The 26,275-nt window shown below is 72.3% G+C and carries 16 protein-coding genes and 3 pseudogenes; 13 read left to right on the top strand and 6 right to left on the bottom strand.

What is annotated here, in order from left to right:
* Positions 1 to 15: 15 nt before the first annotated feature.
* On the top strand, positions 16 to 969 hold the full coding sequence (locus Voc01_RS32090; RefSeq protein ID WP_203931352.1) for an Acg family FMN-binding oxidoreductase: 954 nt from the start codon (positions 16 to 18) through the stop codon (positions 967 to 969).
* A 21-nt stretch (positions 970 to 990) separates the two neighbouring features.
* Here the strand turns inward: Voc01_RS32090 and Voc01_RS32085 are convergent.
* The 3 pseudogenes from Voc01_RS32085 to Voc01_RS54750 all read right to left on the bottom strand — a co-directional run.
* Positions 991 to 1,847: pseudogene (locus Voc01_RS32085) on the bottom strand (SPFH domain-containing protein); the annotation flags it as partial.
* Positions 1,848 to 1,958: 111 nt separating this feature from the next.
* Positions 1,959 to 2,405: pseudogene (locus Voc01_RS54755) on the bottom strand (universal stress protein); the annotation flags it as partial.
* A pseudogene (locus tag Voc01_RS54750) lies at positions 2,406 to 2,759 on the bottom strand (universal stress protein); the annotation flags it as partial. It lies immediately after the preceding pseudogene.
* 197 nt (positions 2,760 to 2,956) lie between these two features.
* On the opposite strand from Voc01_RS54750, the gene gap reads away from it, so the two are divergent.
* The 5 genes from gap to Voc01_RS32055 are packed head-to-tail and all read left to right on the top strand — an operon-like array spanning position 2,957 to position 9,137.
* Positions 2,957 to 3,970 (top strand): type I glyceraldehyde-3-phosphate dehydrogenase, encoded by a 1,014-nt coding sequence (gene gap / locus Voc01_RS32075; RefSeq protein WP_203931350.1) that lies wholly within the window; start codon positions 2,957 to 2,959, stop codon positions 3,968 to 3,970.
* A 4-nt stretch (positions 3,971 to 3,974) separates the two neighbouring features.
* Positions 3,975 to 4,358 (top strand): hypothetical protein, encoded by a 384-nt coding sequence (locus Voc01_RS32070; RefSeq protein ID WP_203931349.1) that lies wholly within the window; start codon positions 3,975 to 3,977, stop codon positions 4,356 to 4,358.
* Positions 4,359 to 4,376: 18 nt separating this feature from the next.
* Complete coding sequence (locus Voc01_RS32065; RefSeq protein WP_203931348.1) at positions 4,377 to 5,267, top strand: DUF6544 family protein; 891 nt, start codon at positions 4,377 to 4,379, stop codon at positions 5,265 to 5,267.
* Positions 5,267 to 7,924, top strand: a complete 2,658-nt coding sequence (ppdK, locus tag Voc01_RS32060) for a pyruvate, phosphate dikinase (RefSeq protein ID WP_203931347.1) — start codon at positions 5,267 to 5,269, stop codon at positions 7,922 to 7,924. Before Voc01_RS32065 ends, ppdK begins: the two co-directional genes overlap by 1 nt.
* 10 nt (positions 7,925 to 7,934) lie before the next feature.
* Positions 7,935 to 9,137: a glycosyltransferase gene (locus Voc01_RS32055; RefSeq protein ID WP_203931346.1), complete on the top strand. Its 1,203-nt coding sequence runs from the start codon at positions 7,935 to 7,937 to the stop codon at positions 9,135 to 9,137.
* 58 nt (positions 9,138 to 9,195) lie between these two features.
* On the opposite strand, the gene Voc01_RS32050 is transcribed toward Voc01_RS32055, so the two are convergent.
* Entirely contained in the window at positions 9,196 to 11,922 is a 2,727-nt protein-coding gene (locus tag Voc01_RS32050) for a hybrid sensor histidine kinase/response regulator (RefSeq protein WP_203931345.1), read from the bottom strand.
* A gap of 600 nt (positions 11,923 to 12,522) precedes the next feature.
* Positions 12,523 to 13,899 carry a PP2C family protein-serine/threonine phosphatase gene (locus Voc01_RS32045; protein ID WP_203931344.1) on the bottom strand — a complete coding sequence of 459 codons (1,377 nt, stop codon included), beginning with the start codon at positions 13,897 to 13,899 and terminating at the stop codon, positions 12,523 to 12,525.
* Positions 13,900 to 14,129: 230 nt separating this feature from the next.
* Between Voc01_RS32045 and adhE the strand changes: the two genes are divergently transcribed.
* A complete protein-coding gene (gene adhE, locus Voc01_RS32040; RefSeq protein WP_239160616.1) occupies positions 14,130 to 16,745 on the top strand; it encodes a bifunctional acetaldehyde-CoA/alcohol dehydrogenase in 2,616 nt (871 codons plus the stop codon).
* 59 nt (positions 16,746 to 16,804) lie between these two features.
* On the opposite strand, the gene Voc01_RS32035 is transcribed toward adhE, so the two are convergent.
* The gene (locus Voc01_RS32035) at positions 16,805 to 16,960 is read right to left on the bottom strand and encodes a hypothetical protein (protein WP_203931343.1); all 156 of its coding nucleotides are present in this window, start codon (positions 16,958 to 16,960) and stop codon (positions 16,805 to 16,807) included.
* Between the two features lie 270 nt (positions 16,961 to 17,230).
* Here Voc01_RS32035 and Voc01_RS32030 point away from each other — a divergent pair, with 270 nt between their 5' ends.
* Genes Voc01_RS32030 through Voc01_RS32005 form a run of 6 tightly spaced genes read left to right on the top strand, consistent with a single transcriptional unit; the run spans position 17,231 to position 26,250 of the window.
* Positions 17,231 to 18,616: a cytochrome ubiquinol oxidase subunit I gene (locus Voc01_RS32030; protein WP_203931342.1), complete on the top strand. Its 1,386-nt coding sequence runs from the start codon at positions 17,231 to 17,233 to the stop codon at positions 18,614 to 18,616.
* A gap of 16 nt (positions 18,617 to 18,632) precedes the next feature.
* Positions 18,633 to 19,652 (top strand): cytochrome d ubiquinol oxidase subunit II, encoded by a 1,020-nt coding sequence (gene cydB, locus Voc01_RS32025; RefSeq protein WP_203931341.1) that lies wholly within the window; start codon positions 18,633 to 18,635, stop codon positions 19,650 to 19,652.
* Positions 19,649 to 21,283 carry a thiol reductant ABC exporter subunit CydD gene (gene cydD / locus Voc01_RS32020; RefSeq protein WP_203931340.1) on the top strand — a complete coding sequence of 545 codons (1,635 nt, stop codon included), beginning with the start codon at positions 19,649 to 19,651 and terminating at the stop codon, positions 21,281 to 21,283. The genes cydB and cydD overlap by 4 nt, the downstream gene beginning before the upstream one ends.
* On the top strand, positions 21,280 to 22,956 hold the full coding sequence (cydC, locus tag Voc01_RS32015) for a thiol reductant ABC exporter subunit CydC (RefSeq protein ID WP_239160615.1): 1,677 nt from the start codon (positions 21,280 to 21,282) through the stop codon (positions 22,954 to 22,956). The genes cydD and cydC overlap by 4 nt, the downstream gene beginning before the upstream one ends.
* Positions 22,943 to 24,220, top strand: coding sequence for a hypothetical protein (locus Voc01_RS32010; RefSeq protein WP_203931339.1), 1,278 nt, complete (start codon positions 22,943 to 22,945; stop codon positions 24,218 to 24,220). Before cydC ends, Voc01_RS32010 begins: the two co-directional genes overlap by 14 nt.
* Positions 24,221 to 24,264: 44 nt before the next feature.
* A complete protein-coding gene (locus Voc01_RS32005) occupies positions 24,265 to 26,250 on the top strand; it encodes an alpha-1,4-glucan--maltose-1-phosphate maltosyltransferase (protein WP_203931338.1) in 1,986 nt (661 codons plus the stop codon).
* Positions 26,251 to 26,275 lie beyond the last annotated feature (25 nt).

Genomic DNA, 26,275 nt, shown 5'->3' with positions numbered 1-26,275 from the left:
CACGGGAGAGTCGCCATGACCTGGAACCTGACCCCGGAACGGTTCGCCGCCCTCGTGGCCGACGCCGTCCGCGCGCCGTCGATGCACAACACCCAACCGTGGCGGTTCCGCCTGTCGGGTCAGGCCGTGGACGTCCTCCTGAACGACGACCGGGTGCTGCCCGTCGGCGATCCGACCGGCCGGGCCGCACGGGTCGCCTGCGGGGCGGCGGTGTTCAACCTGCGGATGGCCCTGGCGGTCGACGGCACGCCCGCCGCCGTGCGGCTGTGGCCGGAGCCCGACGTCATCGCCCGCCTCACCGCGGCCGATGCCCGTCCCGCGACCCCGGCCGAACGGCGGCTGTACGCCGCTATCCCCCGCCGGCACAGCAACCGCGACCCGTTCGCCGACGTCCCGGTGCCGGCCGACGCCCGCACCGGTCTCGTCCGTGCCGCCCACGACGAGGGCGGGTGGCTGCACCTGGCCGAGTCGGCGGCCGACGCGGAGGCGACCGCGGACCTGATCCGCGAGGCCGACCGGCTCCTGCGCTCCGATACCGGGTATCTGACCGAGCTGGCCAGCTGGACCGGGGTCGGCGCGCACGCCACCGAGGGCGTCCCCCGCGACGCCGGCGGCCCCGAACCCGACCAGTACGAGCTCCTGACCCGACGCGACTTCGCCGGACCGGCCACCGCCCGCTCCTTCGAACGCGAGCCGCTCATCGCTGTCCTCGGCGCGGGTGGCGACCTGGCGGGTGACCAGGTCGTGGCCGGCATGGCGCTGCAGCGCGTGCTGCTGACCGCCACCGACCTCGGCCTGGCCGCGTCGATCTTCACCCAGCCGATCGACCACCCGGACACCCGCGAGCGGCTGCGTGCCGTGTGCCGCCAGCCGTTCCCGCCGTACGCGGTGCTGCGCCTCGGCTACGGAACCGCGGCCCACCGCAGCGGCCGCCGCCCGGTCACCGACGCCATCGTCCCGCCCGGCTGACGCGGTCAGTTCGGGGCCGCCACGACCTCGACCGGCTCCGGCTTCCCGAACGCGACCGGCTCCGGCTTTCCAGACGCGGCCGGGTCCGCCGCCACCGGAACGTCGGCCGGCGCCGACTTCGTGACCCGGTCGAAGAAGCGCAGCAGCTCCACCGGGAACGGCATCACGAGCGTGCTGTTCTTCTCCGCGGCGACGTCCACCACGGTCTGCAGCAACCGCAGCTGGAACGCCGCCGGGGTCGCCGCCATCGCCCGCGCGGCGTCGGCCAGGCGCCGGGACGCCTGGAACTCGCCATCGGCGGCGATGATGCGGGCCCGGCGTTCACGTTCGGCCTCGGCCTGGCGCGACATCGACCGCTTCATCGAGTCGGGCAGTGCAACGTCCTTGACCTCGACCCGCTCGATCAGCACCCCCCACGGCTTCTCGGTCGGGGCGTCGATCGCCGCCTTCAGCTCCGAGTTGACGCGCTCGCGGTCGCTGAGCAGGGTGTCGAGGTCGGCCCGGCCGATCACCGACCGCAGCGCGGTCTGCGCCACCTGCAGCACGGCCTTCGGGTAGTCACGGACGTTGACCAACGCCTTCACCGGGTCGACGACCCGGTAGTAGACGACCGCGTCGACGGTCAACGTGACGTTGTCCCGGGTGATCGCGCCCTGTGCCGGGACGCCCATCACCACCGTCTGCAGGGTCACCTTCACCATCCGGTCGGCGATCGGAATGATCACCCGCAGACCGGGCTGCCGCACGTTCTCCAGCACCCGACCGAACCGGAACACGATCCCCCGCTGGTACTGCTGGACCATCCGCAGGCTCGCGAACACCAGCGCCAGCAACACGACTCCGGCGACCAGCAGCACCGTAGCCCAGACATTGTCCATGACGACCTCCTCACCTTCCGCCGCCAGCGTTCGCCGGTGGAGCGTGGTCGGTGAGGGCCGTCCGGCCCGGTGCGGGCGGGACTTCAGGCCGGAGGTGCGTCAGCGGGCGGTCTCCCGCGGCCGGACGATCGCGACGGGGCAGTGGGCGTGCTGCGCCACCGACAGGCTGACCGAACCCAGCAGCAGACCGGCGAAGCCGCCGTGGCCGCGCGTGCCCACGACCAGCAGACCGGCGTGGACGGACTCGGCGACGAGCTCCTCGGCCACGGAGGCGCTGCGCAGCAGTGTCTCGGCCAGGCGCACGTCGGGGAACTTGGCGCGCCACGGCTCCAGGGCCTCGCTCAGCACCGTTCCGGCGGTCTCCGCCCGGTGGTGCACCTCGGCGTCCGACGCCAGCGGGCCGGCCCACCACACGTGCACCGCCACCACCGACGCACCGGTGCGGCGCGCGACGTCGAACGCGAAGTCCAGCGCGGCGACGCTGTGGTCGGAGCCGTCGACGGCGACCAGCACCGGCTCGTCGGGTCCGGGCAGGGCCGACGGCGGCCGGGCGATCACGACGGGACCGTGGGCATGGGTGGCCACGATCGTGGCCGTCGCACCGAGGGCGGCGGTGGCGATGGACCCGTGACCGCGGCTGCCGACCACGGTCAGGTCCGCGGTGCCGGACTCCTCGACGAGGACGGCCGACCCCGCACCGGACACCTCCCGGCAGACGACGGTCAGACCCGGGTGCTGCGCGACGAGACGGTCGGCGATGCGCCGCAGCACCTCGTCACCCGGCTCCCCGTGGGACGACCCGTGCACCAGGTGCAGGTCCTCACCGGTCCGCTCCGCCCAGTCCGCGGCGTACAGCGCCGCGGCGACACTCGACGGCGACCCGTCGACCCCGGCAACAACGTAGGACCGCATCGCGACCACCCCTCCGGTGAGCTCCATCGCCTCCAGGCTGGCAGCCCACCGGGCCCCGGGGCAGGGCCGAAGGTCACCACCGTCCGGGCGCTGCGGCCCACGGGTCCTTTGGTCACCGCGCCGGGTGCCGTTCGGCCCTGACCGCGCGGGCCGGTCCGCGGGAGGCTCGCGGTGAATCCACGATCAGGGAGGACCCCATGGTGTACCGGGTGGCCATCAACGGCTTCGGCCGCATCGGCCGCAACTACCTACGCGCCACGCTCGAGCGCGGCATCCTCGGTGACGGAAACGTCGACGTCGTCGCCATCAACGACCTGTGGCCGCCCGCGACGCTGGCGCACCTGCTCGCCCACGACTCCACCTTCGGACCGCTGCGCTGGCCCGTCCAGGTCGACGGTTCCACGTTGGACGTCGGCGGTCAGCGGATCGCGCTGCTGAGCGGACGCGACCCCGCAGCCCTGCCCTGGGCGGACCTTGGCGTCGACCTCGTGGTCGAGTCGACCGGCCGCTTCCGCACCCGCGACGACGCCGGCCTGCACCTGAAGGCCGGCGCGAAGCGGGTCCTGATCTCCGCGCCGGGCAAGGGCGTCGACGCGACGATCGTCCTCGGCGTCAACTCCGCCGCCCTCGAGCCCACCCACGAGATCGTCTCCGCCGCGTCGTGCACCACCAACTGCGCCGCGCCGATGGTGCACGTGCTGCACGAGGCGTTCGGCCTGGAGCAGGGCTACCTCACGACGATCCACGCCTACACCAACGACCAGGTCATCCTGGACACCCCGCACAAGGACCTGCGCCGCGCCCGTGCCGCCGCCGTGAACATCATCCCGACGAGCACCGGGGCCGCGAAGGCGATCGGGCTGGTGCTGCCGGAACTGCAGGGCAAGCTGAACGGCGTGGCCGTGCGGGTGCCGGTCGAGAACGGGTCCCTGACCGACCTCACCGCGCGGCTCACCCAACCGGTGACCGTCGACGAGGTGAACTCCGCGTTCGCCGCGGCCGGTTCCGAGGGGCCGCTCGCCGGGATCCTGCGCTACACCGAGCAGCCGCTGGTCTCGCGTGACATCGTCGGTGACCCGCACTCGTGCGTCTTCGACGCCGCGCTCACCCAGGTCGACGGCAACCTCGTCAAGGTGTTCGGCTGGTACGACAACGAGTGGGGCTACACCCAGCGACTGGTCGACCTGACGACCCTGATGGCGCAGCGGTGACGTGATGGCCACCGTGACGCTGCGTCCCCCGAACGGCGTCATCGCCGACGCACCGGTGACCACCACGGGCGAGACCGTGGTGGTCCCGGTGGGGCCGGCCGACGGCCGGCCGGTCGCCGTGGTCATCGCCGACCGCGACGGCGCGCGTCTGCGCCCGGTGGTCGACATCGAGCGCCTGGCGTGGTGCGCGGTCACCGCATCGGCGCTGGCCGCGGCGGCCGTCGTCGCGGCCGGCGTCACCCGCCGCCGTCCGGCGATCGGCTCGGTCTCGATGGGACCGGGGGGCTGGGTCAGCCTCAAGGGCGCCGCCCTGCCGCCGCTGCGACCGGCCACCCGCCGGCCGTGGTGGGCCCGGCTGCTGCGCGCCCGCCGGCTGGTCGTCGAGTGACAGCGACAGGAGGAGCACATGAACACCGCATGGGTCGTGGCGACCGCCATCGGCCTGGCCGTCGTGGCCGCACTCGGGTTCCGGGTGCGGCCGCCGCGCGCCCGTCCCGTCACGGGCGGGCCGTCCACCGGCACCGTCGAACTGTCCCATGACCTACCGGAGCCCGTGGTCCGGTACCACCGGGCACTCGGCTTCGACGGCTGGCACGTGCCCGCCGTCGACACGTTCGTCCTGTGGGGCCGCGCGTGGATGCGCCCCACTCCCCCGCTGCGGCTGCCGGTGCGGTTCTGGTCGGCGCACCGGGTCGGCTGGAGCGCCCGGCAACGGCTGGCGGTCACCTGGTACGGGCTTCCCGTGCTGCGGGCGGTCGACGACTACGTCGACGGTCACGGACGCATGCGCATCGGTCGACGCGCGGTGACCGGACCGGAGATCGACCAGGGCGAGAACCTGTTCCTGTGGGCCGAACTGCTGCTCGTCCCGGCTTTCGCCGCCGCGCGGCAGCGGGTCCGGTGGCAGTCCGTCGACGCCGACTGTGCCCTGCTGCGGGTGCCGTTCGGGCGGGGCAGCGACCGGCTGATGGTCCGCTTCGACCCGGACACGGGCCTGGTCAGCGAGTGCCGTGCGTTGCGGTACCGCAGCGTCGGCGGCGAGAAGGTCGGCTGGTACGTCTGGTTCGAGCGGTGGACGCACGGACCGGGCGGCTGGTACCCGGCGAGGATCAGCGTCCGCTGGGCCGACCATCGACGGCCGTGGTTCGTGCTCGACGTCGACGGATCGGCGACCAACGTCACCATCGACGCCGACCTCCGGGCCGGAGGTCCCGGAGCGGACACCCCGGACGGCCCTACCGGGTCGGTGCCCGCCGGGGATGCACTCGAGGTAAACACAGGACGAGGAGCGCGGTGATGGCTCAGTACGTGTACGACTTCGTCGACGGCAACAAGGACCTCAAGGATCTCCTCGGTGGCAAGGGCGCGAACCTCGCCGAGATGACCAGGCTGGGACTGCCGGTTCCACCGGGGTTCACCATCACGACCGGGGCCTGCCGCGCCTACCTGTCCACCGGTGACGTTCCCGCCGGGCTGTTCGCCGAGGTGGACGACCACCTGCACCGGCTCGAACGGGAGATGGGCCGGACCCTCGGCGACCCCGACGACCCGCTGCTGCTGTCGGTGCGCTCGGGCGCCAGGTTCTCGATGCCCGGCATGATGGACACGGTCCTCGACATCGGGCTCAACGATGTCAGCGTCCGCGGCCTCGCCGCCCACGCCGGCGACATCCGGTTCGCCTGGGACTCCTACCGTCGCCTCATCCAGATGTTCGGGAAGACCGTCTTCGACGTGCCCGGCGAGGAGTTCGAGGCCGCACTCGCGGCGGAGAAGGACATCCGCCACGTCGTCGGCGACACCGAGCTCGACGAGGCCGCGCTGCGGCACCTGGTCGAGGTCTACAAGAAGGTCTTCCAGACCCACACCGGCCGCGAGTTCCCGCAGGCGCCGCACGAGCAGCTGCATCTGGCCATCGAAGCGGTGTTCCGGTCGTGGAACTCCGAACGCGCCGTGGTGTACCGGCGCCAGGAGCGCATCTCCGCCGACCTCGGCACCGCCGTCAACGTCATGGCGATGGTGTTCGGCAACCTGGGTGACGGCTCCGGGACCGGCGTGGCGTTCACCCGCGACCCGGCCACCGGCGCCCGCGGCGTGTACGGCGACTACCTGGAGAACGCGCAGGGCGAGGACGTCGTCGCCGGCATCCGCAACACGATGCCGTTGTCGCAGCTGTCCACTGTGGACAAGAACTCCTACGACGAGCTGCTCGACATCATGGCGCGTTTGGAGACCCACTACCGCGACCTGTGCGACATCGAGTTCACCATCGAACGCGGCAAGCTGTGGATGCTGCAGACCCGCGTGGGCAAGCGCACCCCGGCGGCCGCGTTCGTCATCGCCAGCCAGCTCGTCGACGAAGGGCTCATCGACCTCGACGAGGCGCTGCGCCGCGTCACCGGCCGCCAGCTGACCACGCTCATGTTCCCCACGTTCGACCCCGCCGCGACCCCGGCGCCGCTGGCCCGCGGCGTGCCGGCTTCGCCCGGTGCCGCCGTCGGCCGCGCCGTCTTCGACTCCGCGCGCGCCGCGGCCGCCACCGGACCGGTCATCCTCGTCCGCCGCGAGACCAACCCCGACGACCTGCCCGGCATGATCGCCGCACAGGGCATCCTCACCAGCCGCGGCGGCAAGACATCGCACGCCGCGGTCGTGGCCCGCGGTATGGGACGCACGTGCGTGTGCGGCGCCGACTCGATCGACATCGACGGCGACAGCTTCCGCGTGGGTGACACCGTGGTCAGCGAGGGCGACCTCATCTCGATCGACGGTGCCACCGGCAACGTCTACGTCGGCCCGGTTCCGGTGCGCCCCTCGCGGGTGGCCCGCTACCTCGACGGCACCATCGAGGCCGGCGAGGACCCGTTGCTGTGGGCCGTCGGCCGGTTGCTCCAGCACGCCGACGGACGGCGCCGGCTGGGCGTGCACGCCAACGCCGACACCGGCGACGACGCCGACCGCGCCCGTCGCCTCGGCGCCACCGGGGTCGGCCTGTGCCGCACCGAGCACATGTTCCTCGGCGAACGGCGGCCACTGGTCGAGCGCCTCATCCTCGCCACCACCGACGAGGAGCGCCAGTCCGCCCTCGACGCCCTCCTCCTGCTGCAGCGGGCCGACTTCATCGAGATCCTGACCGCGATGGACGGGCTGCCGGTCACCATCCGGCTGCTCGACCCGCCGCTGCACGAGTTCCTGCCCCCGCTCACCGACCTCGCGGTGCGGGTGGCGCGGGCCGAGGAGCGGGGCGAGGACCCGGGTGCCGACGCGGCGATGCTCGCCGCCGTGCAGCGCATGCACGAGGCGAACCCGATGCTCGGGCTGCGCGGGGTCCGGTTGGGCCTGGTCGTCGCCGGGCTGTTCGCGATGCAGGTCCGGGCGATCGCCGAGGCCGCCGCGCAGGTCCGCGCCGACGGCGGCGACCCGCACCCGGAGATCATGGTCCCGTTGATCGGCTCCGTGCAGGAGCTGGAGGTCGTGCGCGCCGAGATCGAGCAGGTGCTGTCCACTGTGGACGGCGGCTCGGAGGCCCGCATCGGAACGATGATCGAGGTCCCCCGCGCGGCCCTGACCGCCGGTGAGATCGCGCCGATCGCCGACTTCTTCTCCTTCGGCACCAACGACCTCACCCAGATGGGCTGGGGCTTCTCCCGCGACGACGTCGAAAGCGCGTTCTTCTCCCGCTACCTCGAGCTGGGCATCTTCGGCGTCTCGCCGTTCGAGTCCATCGACGCCACCGGCATCGGCCGGCTGATCCGCATCGCCGTCGACGAGGGCCGCGCCGCCAACCCGCAACTGACCATCGGGGTCTGCGGCGAGCACGGCGGAGACCCGGACTCAGTGCACTTCTTCCACGCTGTCGGCCTGGACTACGTCTCCTGCTCGCCCTACCGCGTCCCCGTGGCGCGGCTGGAGGCCGGGAGGGCCGCCGTCGGTGGTGGAGGCTCCGACAGCCGGTGAGGAGACCGACATGTTCACCACCGACAACAGGCGCCGGATCAGGCTGGCGATCGTCTCGCCGACCCCACCGCGACCCTGCCCCGTCGCCGCACACACCGACGAGCTGTGCCGGGTGCTCCCGTCCGTCGCACCCCGGATCGGCCTGACGGTGTACGCGATCGACCACGGCGACGGTCAGCCGACCGCCGGCGGTCGCCGGGTCGACGGCAGCATCGCGGCCGACGACCCGAGCGCCTACCGTCGGGCCGGGCAGCGCCTGCGGCGCCTCGGTGTGGACGTCGCGCTGCTCGAGGTCGGGCCGGGAACCGCCGGCGGCCCGCACGGCCGCTACCTTCTCGGCCTGACCGACGAACTGACCCGGCAGGGTGTGCCGTACATCGTCGCCGCGCACCACGTGCGGCGGTCACCGTTGCCGGACGACGCAGACGCGTTGTCGGCGCTGTGCCGGCCCGCGGCCGGCGTCGTGGTGGCGTCGAACAGCGCCGGTGCGGCACTGGTGTCCAGCCGGATCGTGCCGCCCCGGCGGATAGCGGTCGTGCCACCGGGGCCGCCCCTCGACCTGCTGGACCCGCGCACCACCGGCCCCCTGCCGGCCGCCCTCGCCCGGTACGGCGACGGCCCGCTGCTGACCACGACGGGGTACCTGTCGCCGGCCCGGGGCATCGAGGTGGCCGTGGCCGCGCTCCCCGGTCTCGCCGCCACACATCCGGGCATCCGCTACGTTGTCGCGGGTCGGACCCTCGCGTCGCGGCCACCACGCGTCGGCGATCCGTACCGGCGAACCGTGGAGGCGGCCGCCGACGCGTTGGGCGTCGCGCACCGGGTCATCGTCCTGGACGGGGACCTGTCCGCCGCCGACACGGCCGCGCTCCTGCGGGCCACCGACGTCTACGTGGCACCCGACCTCGACTACGCCCGCACCGACGACCGGCCGCTCGCCGACGCGGTCGGCGCCGGCCTCCGGGTGGTCGCCGCGGCGGCCCCGTACGTGGCGGAGCTTCTCGGCGACCGGCCCGACAGCATCGTGCGGCCCGGCGATCCCGCGGCGCTCGCCGCCGCGGTCGAGCGGGTACTCAAGGAGCCCGCGCCGCAGCCGGGCCACCGGTCGTTCGCGCACGCCGCCGAGCAGATCGCCGGCCTGGTCGCGCTCGTCGCCTCGCCGCGGCCGGCACCGGTACGCCGGGCCGCGGCCGGCCGGCGGACGGCGGCCTGATCCGGGCTCGGCCGGATCCGGCCCAGCCTGATCCGGCACGGGCGTCGCGGCCTGCCGCTCACTCCGGGACCGCCGAGGTGGCCCCGGAGGCGGTGCCCGGCTCGTCGAGCACCTCCCGTATCCGCTCCAGCAGTGTGCTCTCCGAGAACGGCTTCTCCACCAGGATCACACCCGGGTCGAGGGTCCCCTGCGAGGCGAGCACGGGCTGGGCGTACCCGGACATGTAGAGCACCCGGACATGCGGATACCGCTCCCGCATCGTGAACGCCAGATCCTTTCCGAGCATGTGCGGCATGATGACGTCGCTCAACAGAAGGTCGATGCGGCTGTCGGTGTCCTCGGCGATCTTGATCGCCTCGGGCCCGTTGGCCGCCGTCAGAACCTGGTAGCCGTTTCGCGTCAGGATGCGCCGGGCCACCTCGCGCAGGGCGTCCTCGTCCTCGACGATCAGGACGGTCTCGCCGCCGCGACGGCGCGTGCCGGAGGCCGAGGCGGTTGCCTCGGTGGGCACCGGTCGCCGGTCCGTGGCAGGCAGGAAGGCGGTGAAGGTGGTACCCGCGCCGGGGCTGGACGTGATGGACGCCTGCCCTCCGGCCTGCGTGACGATGCCGTACACCGTGGCCAGGCCGAGCCCGGACCCCTCCCCCTTGGGCTTGGTGGTGAAGAACGGCTCGAAGACCCGCTCGGCGATCTCCGGCGGGATACCGGTGCCGGTATCGGTGACGCAGAGCTTCACGTGCCGGCCCGGACGCAGGTCGTGGTGAGACGGGGCGTCGGTGTCGGCAATCAGATGGTTGCTGGTGTCGATACGGAGCGTGCCGCCGTCGGGCATGGCGTCGCGGGAGTTGACGGCCAGGTTGACCAGAATCTGTTCCAGCTGACCCGGATCGGCCAGCACCGGCCAGAGGTCGTGCGCGAGGGAGGTGTGGAGCTGTATGTGTTCGCCCAGGGTTCGTCGGAGGAGGGCTTCGACCTCGGTGACGACGGTGTTCAGGTTGAGTACCTGGGGCCTGACGACTTCCCGGCGTCCGAAGGCGAGGAGCTGGTGCGTCAGCTCGGTGGCCCGTCTACCGGCGCGCTGCACCTGCGTGATGTCGTGGAGAACCGCCTGCCAGGCGGGGTCGTCCCCGTGAGCGGCGCCGACCTCCTCGGCGATGAACGAGGTGTAGTTCAGCATGACAGCGAGGAGGTTGTTGAAGTCATGGGCCACGCCACCCGCGAGCTGCCCGAGACTCTCCAGCCGCTGCGACTGGTGCAGCTGGGCCTCGAGCCGTTCGCGCTCGGCCCGGGTCTTCAGGCGTTCCCGCTCGGCCTGCAGTTCCAGCCGGTCGGCGACGTCGCGGATCGCGGCCGACACGATCGGGCCGTCCTCCGTTTCCAGGGACGACAGGCTGATCTCGGCGGGGAACTCGGTTCCGTCCTTCCGTCTGGCCGCCAGCTGCATCCCCGCGCCCATCGGGCGTGCCCGCGGATGTGCGAAGTACTCGGTGCGGTGGGCGGGGTGGACCGCGCGGGCACGTTCGGGCACCAGGATCTCGATCGACTGGCCGAGCAGTTCGTCGCGCCGGTAACCGAACAGCCGCTCCGCCTGCGTGTTGACCAGGGTGATGGCGCCGTCCGGGGTGACGCCGACGATCGCGTCCGGAGCCGCCTCGAGCAGTCCGCGGAACTTCGCCTCCGCACGGACCCGGTCACCGACGTCCCGGGACACCGACGCCACGCCGACGATGTGTCCGGTGGCGTCCGCGATCGGCGACATGCTCAAGGAGACGGTGACGCTCGTACCGTCCTTGCGCACCCGCCGGGTCTCGTACTGCTCCACGCGCTCGCCGGCCGCGATGCGTGTGAGGATGTCGGCCTCGACTCCGCGGCGTTCCGGCGGGTACAGCACGCTCGCGTGCCGGCCCGTGATCTCCTCCGCGGTATATCCGTAGAGACGCTCGGCTCCCGGGTTCCAGCTGGTGATCACCCCGTCCCGGGTCTTGCCCAGGATGGCGTCATGCGATGACAGGATGATCGACGCGAGCCGGCTCTGTGCCTCCGCGGCCCGCCGCCGCTCCGTGACGTCCCGGACGGCGGCCGAGACGAGCTGGCCGTCCTCGGTATCGATGGCCGACAGCGAGATTTCGCACGGGAACTCGGTTCCGTCCCGGCGCCGCGCCGCCAGCTCCATCCCTTCGCCCATCGGGCGATGTTCCGCGTTGGCGGCGTAGCGCGTACGGTGCTCCGGGTGCCGGCCGCGGACAGCCTCCGGTACCAGGACCTCGACCGGCCGGCCCACCAGTTCCTCCCGCCGGTAGCCGAACATCCGCTCGGCCTGGGCGTTGACCAACGCGATGGTTCCGTCGGCCCGCACGCCGATGGTCGCGTCCGGCGCGGCTTCCAGCAGACCCCGGAACTTCGCCTCCGCCCGGATCCGGTCGCTGACGTTCCGCACGGCGGCCACCACCAGCTGGCCCTGTGCCGTCGGCACCGACGACAGGGAGATCTCCGCCGGGAACTGCGTGCCGTTCCTCCGCCGGCCGGCGAGCCGGACCCCCGCAGCCATCGGTCGAGGACGGGCATCGGCCAGGTAGCGCTGCCGGTGACCGGGATGCGTCTCGCGCGCGGACTCCGGTACCAGCATCTCGATCGGGTTTCCGAGCAGTTCCGCCCTGCGGTACCCGAACAACTGCTCGGCCTGCGCGTTGACCAGAACGATCGAGCCGTCGGCGTCCACGCCGACCAGCGCATCCGGGGCGGCGTCCAGGAGGCCGCCCGAATCGAACTCTGTGTGCGTCGACATCTCACGCCTCATCCGCGATCGACAAGGAGCTTCACGAGCTGACCGGCATGTGGGCGAGCATAGGCCGGTCGCGCTTCCGCTGGGCCGACAATGCCGATGAGTCGGCCGTTCGGCCGAACCGCCCGTTCACCACCGGTCCACCACCGCCACTCGCGCATCGTCGTTCACTTTCGCGCCAAGGCTCAGACTTCGGTGTTCGCCGTCGATCAGGAGCGGAGGACAGCGACAGCCGGGACGGTGGCACATGGCTCGGTCGAGCGGATGGGTCCTGGTCCCGCAACGGATTCTGCTCGAGCGCAGTCCGCTGATCATCGTGCTGGGTCCCGATGTGTCGGAGTGGAACGACTGGCGCGTGCGGGCGAGTGACGTACCGGCCGGGCATCCGCTGGGCAGCGAATGCTGCTTCGCCACCCTTTCGCCCACCGGCGCGCTGGCCATCGCGGGCCACCGCAGGTCCGCGGCCAACGATCCTCACCCGACATGGACCGTGGCGCTCAGCCAGGATCCGGCGCTGTGCCGGGAGGTGTTCCGGCACCTGGTCGCCACCGTCGACACCCTCGCCGGGGTGTGTTCGGCGACCGTGCATAGTATCCGCGTGACCTACGGCGTCGCACGGACCCGGAGTGCGAGAACACAGATGTCGTCCGGGTTGGCCCGGGGTAGGAGCCCACGCATGGACGCGTGCGTCGGTCCCTGCCGCACCGCCGACATCTGCGAAAGGGTCCGCTTGATCTGGTCGAGAGGCTGCTCGGTGTCGTCCGGGCGGCGCTCCACCAGGCCATCGGTGTAGAGCACGACGAGATCATCGACCCGTAGGTGTGTCGCGACCACCGGATGCGTCAGGTCCGCATCGATGCCGAGGAGGACCCCGGCCGGCTGGGCAAGTTCGAGGACCGTTCCGGCCCGGGCCAGAAGCGGCGGGGGGTGCCCGGCGCGTGCCCACGACAGTGCCCTGTCCGCGGGGTCGTACACCGCGACCATTGCGGTGCCCGTGATCCCCAACCGCGCGCACAACGTGTTCAGATGGCCCAGCAACGTGCCAGGGTCCAGGATCCCGATCGACAGCCAGGCGATCAGCGAGAAGCGGACATGCGCCATGCCGGTCGCCGCATCGAGCCCGTGCCCGGCGACATCTCCGATCGCCAGTGCGACCCGACCGTCGGGCAGGCCCTGGGCGCAGTACCAGTCGCCGCCGACCCGCGCGAACCGGTCCGCCGGCGCGTAGAGGACGACGGCGTCCAGGTCCGCCAACCGGAATGGCATCAGGGGCACCGGCTGAATCATGTCCTGCACGCGCACGGCGACCCGGTGCGCGGACTGCGCGACAACCGGGTGGGTCAGATACCGCCGGCGGAGGCGGCCGACGGTGGCATCGCGCGGGAACCCGGACATCACCCGCGCGTTCGTCACGAGCCCCATTCGCATCGTGACCTCCCGTCCGGAACCGGCGTCGGGAGTGTTCAGCGGTAGCACCGGTCCCGACGACCGGTCGACTGTCCGCAGACCGGTCCCGGCCGTGCCGACGTCGCCTTCCGCTTCGGTGCGCCCCGGTCGGCGTCGGGTTCCGTCGACCCGTTCCGACCAGATCAGAAGACCGCCATGGACCCGCCGGACGACGACCTCGGACCGGGCGGCCTCCCCGTCACCGACGTCGACGACCCGCCCGGGTAGACCGGTGGCCAGCACCTGCAGGTACAACTGCCAGACCGGACCGTCGGCGAGGCCCGGACGACTGCCGGACACCAGCCCGCCCATCTGCTCCACGGCCTGCCCGGAGGCGTGCTCCCCGCCGCTGACCGCGTCGACCCGGAAGTCCGTCACCGCACCGTCCGCGGCCCGCACCGGCGCGAGCCATACCCATCCGGCCGGCAGCGCCGACAGGAACTCCCGGATGACCGCGACAACGGCGGGCCGCCGCTTCGACGACGGTGTCCGTCCCTGCGGGTCGGTGCCCAACCGCCCGGCGTCCTCTGCCACGCCGGCAGCCTAGTCCCCGCCGGGCCGTGCGCGACGGTTCAGCAGCGACAATCACGAGTTCGTGAAGCCGCCGGACCGATCTCGCCCGGCGTCCCGGCTCCGTGATCACGCCGACGAAACGGGTCGGAGGTCCCGGACCGGACACCACCGACGGCCCTACTGTCCCTCCCGCGACACCGCTGAACTGGAGGTGCAGGTGAACGCGAACGCGCAAGAGGAGTGAGACGATCGTGAACGACGCCCCCGCGACCACCGAGATCCGGACCGCAGTGGACTCCCTCGTGGTCAACGGACTCAAAGCACTCGCCGACTACGACGGGTTCACCCAGGAGCAGATCGACCACATCGTCAAGAAGGCGTCCGTCGCGGCGCTGAGCCGCCACGGCGACCTGGCCCGCCTCGCGGTCGAGGAGACCGGACGGGGCGTGTTCGAGGACAAGGCGGTCAAGAACGTCTTCGCCTCGGAGCACATCGCCTACAGCCTCGCCGGCCTGCGCACCGTCGGCGTCGTCGACCGCGACGAGGTCAACGGCATCGTCGAGATCGCCGAACCGGTCGGCGTCGTCTGCGGCGTCACCCCGGTGACGAACCCGACCTCGACCACAGTGTTCAAGGCGCTGATCGCGCTGAAGACCCGCAACCCCATCGTGTTCGCGTTCCACCCGTCGGCGCAGCGGTGCAGCGCCGAGGCGGCCCGCGTGGTGCGGGACGCGGCGGTGGCCGCCGGCGCGCCGGAGCACTGCGTACAGTGGATCGACACGCCGTCGGTCGAGGCCACCCAGGCCCTCATGGGCCACCCCGGGGTGTCGGTCATCCTCGCCACCGGCGGCAACGCGATGGTGCGCGCCGCGTACTCGGCCGGCAAGCCCGCCCTCGGTGTCGGACCCGGCAACGTCCCCGCCTACGTCGACGACACGGCCGACGTCGCCCGCGCCGTGCACGACATCGTGGTCTCCAAGACGTTCGACAACGGCATGATCTGCGCCTCGGAGCAGGCGGTCATCCTGCACACCCGCATCCACGACGAGGCCCTGGCGCAGTTCCGCCGGCTGCACGCCCACATCGCCACCGCCGACGAGAAGCGGATGCTGGAGCAGCTCATCTTCGGCGCCACCGCGAACGGCGCCGACTGCGCGGGCTCGAAGCTCAACCCGGCCGTCGTCGGCCAGTCCGCGGCGTGGATCGCCGAGGCCGCCGGCTTCACCGTGCCCTCCGACACCTCGGTCATCCTCGTTCCCGTCGACAGCGTCGGCCCCCAGGAGCCCCTGACCCGCGAGAAGCTGTGCCCGGTGCTCGCCCTGGTGCGGGTGCCGACCCGCGACGACGGCTTCACCGCCGCCGTGCGCATGGTCGAGCTCGACGGGCTGGGCCACAGCGCGGTCATCCACGCCGCCGACGCCGCCACCGTCGAGGCCTACGGCCAGCGGGTCAAGGCGGTGCGCATCATCTGGAACTCGCCGTCGTCGCAGGGCGGCATCGGTGACGTCTACAACGCGTTCGTCCCCTCGCTGACCCTCGGCTGCGGCAGCTACGGCCGCAACTCGGTGTCGGGCAACGTGTCGGCGGTCAACCTGCTCAACATCAAGCGGATCGGCCGGCGGAACAACAACCTGCAGTGGTTCAAGGTCCCCCCGAAGACCTACTTCGAGGCCAACGCCATCCGCTACCTCGCCGACATGCCCGACGTCAGCCGCGTCACGATCGTCACCGACCCGACGATGACCCGGCTCGGCTACGTCGACCGCATCCGCACCGTGCTGCGCCAGCGCCCGAACCGGGTGACCGTCCAGATCCTCGACACCGTCGAGCCCGAGCCGACGATGTCCACGGTGGACAAGGGTGCCGAGCTGATGCGCTCGTTCCGTCCCGACACCATCATCGCGCTCGGCGGTGGCTCGCCCATGGACGCGGCGAAGGTGATGTGGCTGCGGTACGAGAACCCCGACGTCGACTTCACCGACATGCGCGAGAAGTTCTTCGACATCCGCAAGCGGGCGTTCGCGTTCCCCACGCTGGGACGCCTGGCGAAGCTGGTCTGCATCCCGACCACCTCCGGCACCGGCGCCGAGATCACCCCGTTCGCGGTCATCACCGACACGGCGACCGGCATCAAGTACCCGCTCGCCGACTACGCGCTCACCCCGAGCGTGGCGATCGTCGACCCGGTGCTCACCGCCGACCTGCCACCGGCGATCACCGCCGACAGCGGGTTCGACGCGCTGACCCACGCTACCGAGGCGTTCGTGTCGGTCTACGCCAACGACTTCACCGACGGGCTGGCGCTGCACGCGATCAAGCTGATCTTCCGCTACCTGCCCGACGCCGTGCGGCACGGCGCCGCCGACCCGGTCGCCCGCGAGAAGATGCACAACGCCGGCTCCATCGCCGGCATGGCGTTCGGCAACGCGTTCCTCGGCCTGGTGCACGCGCTGGCGCACACCCTCGGCGCGAGCTTCCACATCGCACACGGCCGCACCAACGCCGTCCTGCTCCCCCACGTGATCCGGTACAACGGCACGGTTCCGGCGAAGCTCACCAGCTGGCCGAAGTACGGGACGTACGTGGCTCCCGAGCGGTTCCAGCAGATCGCGCAGTCCCTCGGCCTGCCGGCGTCGACACCTGAGGAGGGCGTCGAGTCCTACGCCGCCGCGATCGAACGGCTGCGCGAGGAGGTCGGCATCGAGCCGACGTTCCAGGCCATCGGCGTCGACGAGCAGACCTTCCTCGCCGCCCTGCCCCAGCAGGCGATGAACGCCTACCTCGACCAGTGCGCCCCGGCCAACCCGAGAATGCCGATGCTCGACGACATGCAGGCCATCATGCGCCGCGCCTACTACGGAAGCTGAGCGGTCGCGGTCCCGGAGCGGCGCTCCGGGACCGCGCCGGTTCAGTGGGGGACGTGGCGTCAGATGGCCTCGACCCGCTCGCGCAGGTCGCGGACGGCGTCTACCGCCAACTCCTCCGGGGGCGCAGGAAGCGTCGCCGGATCGGCGGACGCGTACTTCTCGATCAGGCTCTCGGCCCGATCAGCGATCGCGGTGCCCTGGCTCCGGACGCCCACTGTGAATGGCTCCCACGTCGACTATCTATCGACGCCTTCAACCAATCTCGATGGCTCGGTGCCCGGCAGGGACCAAGGTCCCGCGGTGCCGATACGGGCCTCTATGCCGGTTGCGCGCCGCCGGTTGCGCGCCGCCGGTTGCGTTTCGGACGGAACGTGCGCCCGCACGCCGGACCTGGTTCCCACGGGAAGGGGACCTTCGGCCCTGTCGACGGTCCGACCCCAGGGCCGAAGCTCCCTCCGAGGCACCCTGCGCGGAAAGGACGCTCTGTGGACGCTCTTGACCTGGCCCGGTGGCAGTTCGGCATCACCACCGTGTACCACTTCATCTTCGTGCCGATCACCATCGGACTGTCGGCGTTGGTGGCCGGGCTGCAGACCGCCTGGGTTCGCACCGGGAAGCCGGAGTACCTGCGCGCCACGAAGTTCTGGGGGAAGCTGTTCCTCATCAACTTCGCCATGGGCGTGGTCACCGGCATCGTGCAGGAGTTCCAGTTCGGCATGAACTGGAGCGCCTACTCCCGATTCGTCGGCGACATCTTCGGCGCCCCGCTGGCCATCGAGGGTCTGCTGGCGTTCTTCCTGGAGTCGACGTTCCTCGGGTTGTGGATCTTCGGCTGGGACCGGCTGCCCAAACGCGTGCACCTCGCCACCATCTGGCTCGCCTCGATCGGCACGATGCTCTCGGCGTACTTCATCCTCGCCGCCAACTCGTGGATGCAGCACCCGGTCGGGTACCGCGTCAACGCCGACACCGGGCGGGCCGAACTCACCGACTTCCCGGCCGTGCTCACCAACAGCACCGCGGTGGTCACGTTCGCGCACACCATCACCGCCTGCTTCCTCACCGCGGGCGCGCTGATGCTGGCCGTCAGCGCCTGGCACGTCCGCCGCCGTAACCAGGCCGGCGTGTTCCGGCCCGGGCTGCGGTTGGGCGCCTGGGTCGTCATCGTCGCCGGCATCGGGATCCTCGTCACCGGAGACATCCAGGCCCGCGTGATGACCGAGCAGCAGCCGATGAAGATGGCCGCGGCCGAGGCGCTGTACCAGAACTCGGGGCCGGCCAGCTTCTCGGTGTTCACCATCGGCACCCTCGACGGCCGCGAGGAGGTCGCGAGCGTGCGCATCCCGTCACTGCTGTCGCTGATGGCGACCGGCTCACCCGACGGCGAGGTCGAGGGCATCGACGATCTGCAACGCGCGGCCGTGGAGAAGTACGGCGAGGGCGACTACGTGCCCTACGTGCCGGTCACCTACTGGTCGTTCCGGCTGATGATCGGCTTCGGCGTGCTGGCGATGCTCATCGCCGCGCTGGCGCTGTGGACCACGCGCAAGGGGCGCACCCCCACCAACCGCTGGCTGTGGGTCGCCGCCGTGTCGACCGTCGCGATGCCGTTGCTGGCGAACTCGTTCGGCTGGATCTTCACCGAGATGGGCCGGCAACCGTGGACCGTGTTCGGCGTGTTCCGCACCGCCGACAGCGTCTCCCCGACGGTCGGGGCGCCCACGGTCGCCACGTCGCTGATCGTCCTCACCGTCCTCTATGGAGTGCTGGCGGTGATCGAGGTCGGCCTCTTCGTGCGGTACGCGCGGGCCGGCGCTCCCGAGGTGGAGCAGAAGGACGACGACGACCAGCAGCTCGCGTTCGCGTACTGACGGGAGAAAGAGACCAATGGAACTGACCACCGTCTGGTTCATCCTGATCGCGGTGCTGTGGGCCGGGTACTTCCTGCTCGAGGGCTTCGACTTCGGCGTCGGCATCCTGCTGCCCGTCATCGGCCGCGACGAACGCGAACGCCGCGTGCTCATCAACACCATCGGACCGGTCTGGGACGGCAACGAGGTGTGGCTGCTCGTCGCCGGCGGCGCGACGTTCGCCGCGTTCCCAGAGTGGTACGCCACCCTGTTCTCCGGCTTCTACCTGCCGCTGCTCATCATCCTCGTGGCGCTCATCCTGCGCGGGGTGGCGTTCGAGTACCGCGGCAAGGTCGACAGCGTCACGTGGCGGCGCCGGTGGGACGCCTGCATCATCGGCGGCAGCCTGGTTCCGGCGCTGCTGTGGGGCGTCGCGTTCGGCAACATCGTGCGCGGCGTGAAGCTCGACGCCGACCACGAGTACGTCGGCGGCTTCTTCGACCTGCTCAACCCGTACGCGCTCCTCGGTGGCCTCACCACCCTCACCCTGTTCACCCTCCACGGCGCGGTGTTCCTCGCGCTGAAGACCGACGGCCGGGTGCGCCGCCACGCCGGCGACCTCGCCGTACGCCTCGGCGTCGCGGCGGTCGTGGTCGCGGCCGGCTTCCTGGTGTGGACGCAGGCGTCGTACGGCGACGCCGGTGGCCTCGTGCTGTCGGGTGCCGCGGCACTTGCGCTCGTCGCCGCCGTGGTGGCCGCCCACCGGCGCCGGGAGGGCTGGGCGTTCATCGGAACGGCGGCCACGATCGTGCTCGCGACGGCCGCCCTGTTCGTCACCCTGTTCCCGAACGTGCTGCCCTCGACGCTCGCCGACGCGAACAGCCTCACCACGACCAACGCCGCGTCCACCCCGTACACGTTGCGCATCATGACCTGGGTCGCCGTGGTGTTCACCCCGATCGTGCTCGGCTACCAGGCGTGGACGTACTGGGTGTTCCGCAAGCGGCTCACCGTCGAGCACATCCCGGTCCCGTCCACAGTGGACGCCTCGACGTGAGACCGCTCGACCCGCGGCTGCTGCGCCACGCCCGCGCCACCCGGGGCTTCCTGGCGCTGACGGTCGCGCTCGGCCTGGCCCTGGCCGGCCTGGTCGTGGCGCAGGCGACCCTGCTCGCCGGTGGCATCACGGCCGTGTTCCTCGACGACGCAGGACCGGCCGACCTGGTACCGACGCTGGGATGGCTGGCCGTGGTGACCGCGGCCCGCTCGGCGGTCGCCTGGGCGCAGGAGGTGGCCGCGGTCCGGGCCGCGGCGGCGGTCAAGAGCCAGCTCCGCACGAGGCTGCTGGCCGCCGTCGCGGAACACCCCGGCCACCGCGACACCGGCGCGGTCGCGACGCTCGCCACCCGCGGCCTCGACGCCCTGGACGCCTACTTCGCCCGGTACCTGCCGCAGCTGGTACTCGCCGCCCTCGTACCGGCGATCGTGCTGGCGCGGATCCTGCCCGTCGACCTCGTCGCCACCGCGACCATCGCCCTGACGCTGCCGCTCATCCCGCTGTTCATGGCGCTGGTCGGCCTGCACACCGAAGCGGCCAACCGCCGCCAGTTCCGGTTGCTGACCCGGCTCTCCCACCATTTCCTCGACGTCGTCGCGGGCCTGCCGACGCTGAAGGTGTTCGGCCGGGCCGGCGCCCAGGCGGCGACGATCCGCCGCATCAGCGGCGAACAGCGCCGCCGCACGATGCGCACGCTGCGCACCGCGTTCCTGTCCTCCCTCGTGCTCGAACTGCTCGCCACCCTGTCCGTCGCGCTCGTCGCCGTCGGCATCGGGCTGCGCCTCGTCTCCGGCGACCTCGACCTGGCGACGGCGTTGCTGGTGCTGATCCTGGCGCCGGAGGCGTACCTGCCGCTGCGCCAGGTGGGAGCGAACTACCACGCCAGCGCGGAGGGCCTCGCCGCCGCCGAGGAGGCCTTCGCCGTCATCGAGGCCGGCCCGGCACCGCGCGCGGCGTCCGCGGTGGCACCGGCCGTCGGCACGATCCGCTTCGACGCGGTCGTCGTGGAGTATCCGGGACGCGCGGAGCCGGCCCTCTCGGTGACCGCGACCGTCGGGCCGGGTGAGGTCGTCGCGCTGACCGGGCCGAGCGGCAGCGGCAAGTCGACGGCGCTGGCCGTGCTGCTCGGGCTGGTGACGCCGACCACCGGACGGGTCCTCGTCGACGGGCTCGACCTGTCCACTGTGGACCTCGACGCCTGGCGGCGGCGGATCGCCTGGGTGCCGCAGCGCCCCTGGATGTTCGCCGGCACCGTCGCGGCGAACATCCGCCTCGGCGACCGCGACGCCGACGACGACGCCGTGCGCCGCGCCGCCCGGCTCGCCGGCGCGGACGGTTTCGTCGACGCCCTCCCCGACGGGTACGCCACCCGCCTCGGTGACGGCGGCACCGGGCTGTCGGCCGGCCAGCGGCAGCGGCTGGCGCTGGCCCGGGCGTTCCTGCGCGACGCGCCGCTGGTGCTGCTCGATGAACCCACCGCGAACCTCGACGGGGAGTCGGCCGACACGGTGATGGCCGCGATCCGGCGGCTCGCCGCCGGACGCACCGTGCTGATCGCCGCGCACCGGCCGGAACTGGTCGCGCTGGCCGACCGCGAGCTGCGCCTCGGCGCACCGGCGGGTGTGCGGTGACGGCGCCGGCCTGGCTGCGCCTGCTCCTGTCGGCCGCGCGACCGGCGGCGGGACGGCTGGCACTGTCCACTGTGGCCGGTGTCGGTGCCGCGGGCGCCGGCGTGGGGCTGATGGCCACCTCGGCGTTCCTCATCTCCCGGGCCGCGCTGCACCCGCCCGTGCTGCACCTGATGGTCGCGATCGTGGCGGTGCGCGCCTTCGGCATCAGCCGCGGCGTGCTGCGTTACGTCGAACGGCTCGTCGGCCACGACGCCGCGCTGCGGGTCCTGGGCGCGCTCCGGGTGCGGGTGTACACGCGGCTGCAGCGGCTGGCCCCGGCCGGCCTCGCCGACTTCCGCCGCGCCGACCTGGTGCAGCGGCTCGTCAGCGACGTCGAGGCGGTGCTCGACGCGCTGGTCCGGGTGGCGCTGCCGTACGCGGTGACGATTCTCGTCGGTGTCGGCTCGGTCGCCCTCGTCGGTGCGCTGCTGCCCGTCGCCGGCGCAGTCCTGGCCGGCACGCTCGTCGTCGTCGGCGCCGTGGTGCCGCTGGTCCAGGCCGCCACGGCGCGGCGCACCGACGGTCGCCTCGCGCCGCTGCGCGGCGAACTCGCCGTCGCGACCGTCGACCTCGTGCACGGCCTGCCCGACCTGATCGCCTACGGCGCCGTCGACGAGCATCTCGCCCGCGCCGCCGACGTCGACCGGCGGCTGCGCCGGGCCACCGAACGGGCGAGCGGCGTCACCGGTGTCTCGGCGGCGGTCACGGCGCTGTGCACCGGCATCTGCGTCCTCGCCGGGCTGGCCGCCGGCGCGGCGGCGGTGCGGGCGGGCGCGCTCGACGGCGAGCTGCTCGCCGTCGTCGTCCTCACCCCGCTCGCCGTGTTCGAGGCCGCCGGCGGCCTGCCCGCCGCGGCCCAGCGGCTCGCGGCCGCCCGGACGGCTCTCGACCGGCTCGCCGCGGTCCTCGCCGCGCCCGACCCGACGCCCGATCCGGTCGCGCCCCGGCCGCTGCCGTCCGGCCCCTACACGCTGCGGCTGGAGAACGTCACCGCCCGCTGGGAACCGGGCCGGCCGGTGTTCGACGGGCTGTCGCTGGACCTGACGCCCGGCCGCCGGACCGCGCTGGTCGGCCCGAGCGGCACCGGCAAGAGCACCGTCGCGGCGCTGCTCGTGCGCTGGCTCGACCCGGTCGCGGGACGGGTGACGCTCAACGGCACCGACCTGCGCCGGTTCCGCGGCGACGACGTCCGCCGCGTCGTCGGCTACCTGCCCGACGACGCCCACCTGTTCGACACGACCATCGAGGAGAACCTGCGCGTCGCCCGCCGCGACGCCACCACGGCGCAGCTCGAGGCCGCCCTCGCCGACGCCCGCCTGCTCGACTGGGTGCGCACCCTGCCCGACGGCACCGCCACACCGGTCGGGGAGCACGGGGTGGCGCTGTCCGGTGGCCAGCGACGCCGGCTCGCGCTGGCCCGCGCCCTGCTCGCCGACTTCCCGGTGCTGGTGCTCGACGAACCGACCGAACACCTCGACGAGCCGACCGCGCTCGCCCTCACCCGTGACATCCTCACCGCGACGCGCGGGCGGACGGTCCTGTTCGTCACCCACCGCCCGGAGGCACTGTCGCATGTGGACGAGGTCGTCGACCTCCGCGACCGCATGGCAGCATGGCGTCGTGCTGCGGTATGACGAAGACGATCTGGTGACCTATGTCGCCGGGCACTCCTCAGCGGTGGCCCTCGTCGTCGACGACACGTCCGACGACCTCGCCGCCTGCGCGGCGCTCCGGCGCGCGGCGGTACGGGTGAGCCAGATACCGCATCCGCTGGAGCCCGACTCGCCGCTGCCGAACTGGTGCACGGTGCTCCACGAAGACGGCGTGCCGGTGTTCCACCTGGACATGAAGGACGAGGCGCAGTACGCGGAGCAGGTCGTCGCGATCGTGCTCGACGAACTCCGGTCGGCCGGGGTCGACGGTCAGCTCGGACCGAGGCTCCCGCCGCCGCCACCGTTCGACTACGACGCCGAGGCCGACATCTTCTACGGGCAGACGTGGCCGCTGACCGAACTCGACGGGCGCGACCTGCCGCCCGGCTTCCCCGACGGCTTCCCGGTGCCCGCCGGCGCCACGCTCGTGCTCGCCGAGACCGCCCGCGACGGCACCTGGGAGCACGCGGCGTGGCGACGCGACAGGCCGTTCGACGGCTACACCGACCGGCTGCGGGCGTTCGGCTGCGAACTGGGACCCGTGCCCCGGGACGAGGTCGCCGGCTTCGTCGCCGCGACATGCATGGTCCGGTACCCGCTGGACCGGGGCGGGAGTGTCTCCCTCTACCACGAGTGGTGCAAGCACGGTCGGCAGCCGTCGGCCTGGTACGTCAGCGTCGTCTGGAGCACCGGTCCGGCCCCGGCCAGGACACCGCCGGAGCCCGCTGTGCCGGTCACCTATCACCTGCCACCCGGGCAGGAGACCGCCGGCGAGACGGTGCTCGCCGTGCGCGAGGCGGCACTGGCCGTCGAGGCGGCGCTCAGCGGGCCGCACTGCCACCACGAACCGTCGCTGCCGCAGTGGACCCACGAACGGCTCGCGCCGCTGTTCGACGGCCTCGACGACGACCGGCTGGCCGCCGTGCGGCACGCCTGCCTGACGATGGCGTCGAACTGGGTCTACCACGGGATGGTGCGGATGCGCCTTCCGCTGGCACAGGACGACGCCGGTCGCCTGTACGCCCCGGACCTCCGGACGGCGGTCGCGTCGCCGGGCGGCGAGGCGCTGCTGGCGCTGCGGACGGCCGCGGCGGTGCTGGAGCCGTTGTTCCAGAACCTGCGCGCCGCCGAGCTCGCCGTCGGCGCCGACCGTCTCACCCGGACCGTCGAGGACCTCGACGCCGACGAGCTGGCCGGGCTCCGCGACGCCTGCCGGCACGTCGCCGGGAGAACCGGACCGGCCTGACCCGCCGGGGAGCGCATCCCGATCGATGCCGTTAGCGTGGTGGCATGACAGGCCCGCACCGGCCGTTCGGCCGCATCCCGGTCACCGATGTCGCGCCGGTCGTCGACGGCGGCAACCGGCCGACGAAGTCCGTCGTCGGTGAGGAGTTCGACGTCACCGCGACGGTGTTCCGCGAAGGGCACGAGGCGGTCAACGCCACCGTGGTGCTCACCGACCCCGCCGGCGCGGAGCACCACCTGCCGATGGTCCGCGTCAACGCCGGCCTGGACGCGTGGGCGGCGACCGTCTGCGCCGACCGCACCGGGCGGTGGTCGTTCCGGGTCGAGGGCTGGTCGGACCCGTACGGCACGTGGCACCACGACGCGGTCATCAAGATCGGCGCCGGTGTCGACGTCGAGCTGATGCTCGAGGAGGGCGCCCGGGTCCTGGAGCGGGCGGTGGCCGAGGTGTCGCGTCCGGCCGAGGGGGCCGCCGTGCTGGAGCAGGCGGTGAAGGCGTTGCGCGACAACGGTTCCGCGAAGGAGGACCGGCTGAGCGCCGGCGTGTCGGCGGACGTCCGACGCGAGCTGGTCGAACGCCCGCTGCGCGACCACGTGTCGGCGAGCCCCGGGTTCCCCTGGCTGGTGGAGCGGGTCCGGGCCCTGTACGGCGCCTGGTACGAGTTCTTCCCCCGCTCGGAGGGCGCCACGTTCGACGAGACCACCGGCACGTGGACCAGCGGCACGTTCGCCACCGCGTCCCGCCGCCTGGAAGCGGTCGCGGGCATGGGTTTCGACGTCGTGTACCTCACGCCGGTCCACCCGATCGGGCGCGTCAACCGCAAGGGTCCCAACAACACCCTGCACGCCGGTGAGCTCGACCCCGGATCGCCCTACGCCATCGGCTCCGCCGATGGCGGCCACGACGCGGTGCACCCCGACCTCGGCACGTTCGCCGACTTCGACGCGTTCGTCGCGCAGGCGCGCGGGCTCGGCCTCGAGGTGGCCCTCGACCTCGCGCTGAACTGCGCGCCCGACCATCCGTGGGTCACCGAGCACCCGGAGTGGTTCACCACGCGGGCCGACGGTTCGGTCGCGTACGCCGAGAACCCCCCGAAGAAGTACCAGGACATCTACCCGCTCAACTTCGACAACGACCCGGAGGGCATCTACGCGGAGATCCGGCGCGTCGTGCTGCTGTGGATCGGCCACGGCGTCACGATTTTCCGGGTCGACAACCCGCACACCAAGCCGGTCGTGTTCTGGGAGCGGCTGATCGCCGACGTCGGTGCCGAGCATCCCGACACCATCTGGCTGGCGGAGGCGTTCACCCGCCCGCCGATGATGCACAACCTCGCGAAGGCCGGCTTCCAGCAGTCCTACACGTACTACGCCTGGCGGCACGGCAGGGCCGAGATCGAGGAGTACTGCCGGGAGCTGGCCGGTCCGGCGGCGGCGTACATGCGTCCCAGCTTCTGGCCGACCACCCACGACATCCTCACGCCGTTCATGCAGCGCGGCGGCGTGGCGGCCTGGAAGATGCGGGCGGCCCTGGCCGCGACGCTCGTGCCCACCTACGGCATCTACGCCGGGTACGAACTGGTCGAGAACGTCGCGCGGCCCGGTGCCGAGGAGCAGATCGACAACGAGAAGTACGAGTACAAGGACCGGCGCTGGGACGAGCGCGGCGACGCCACGCTGGCCCCGTACCTGCGCCGCATCAACGAGATCCGCCGCGCCCACCCGTCCCTGCACTGGCTGCGCAACCTACGCTTCCACCGCGCCGACGACGACCAGGTGCTGGTGTTCTCCAAGGCCCGCCGGGTCTACGACCGCGACGACGTGATCCTCGTGGTCGCCAACCTCGATCCCGTGTACACCCGCGACACCTGGATCCACCTGACGATGCCGGATCTGGGCCTGGAATGGTCCGACAGCTTCGTGGCCCACGACCTGGTGACCGGGCAGCACTGGAACTGGGGCGAGCACGCGTTCGTCCGCGTCGGACCCGACACCGAACCGGTGCACGTCATCCACGTCCAGCCGTACTGACAAACGCCGGGCACGTAAAGTAGTC

This window comes from Virgisporangium ochraceum (assembly GCF_016863655.1).
GTDB classification, from domain to species: domain Bacteria; phylum Actinomycetota; class Actinomycetes; order Mycobacteriales; family Micromonosporaceae; genus Virgisporangium; species Virgisporangium ochraceum.
Note: the sequence above shows the minus strand (reverse complement) of the source record. Positions and strands in the feature narration are given on the sequence as shown.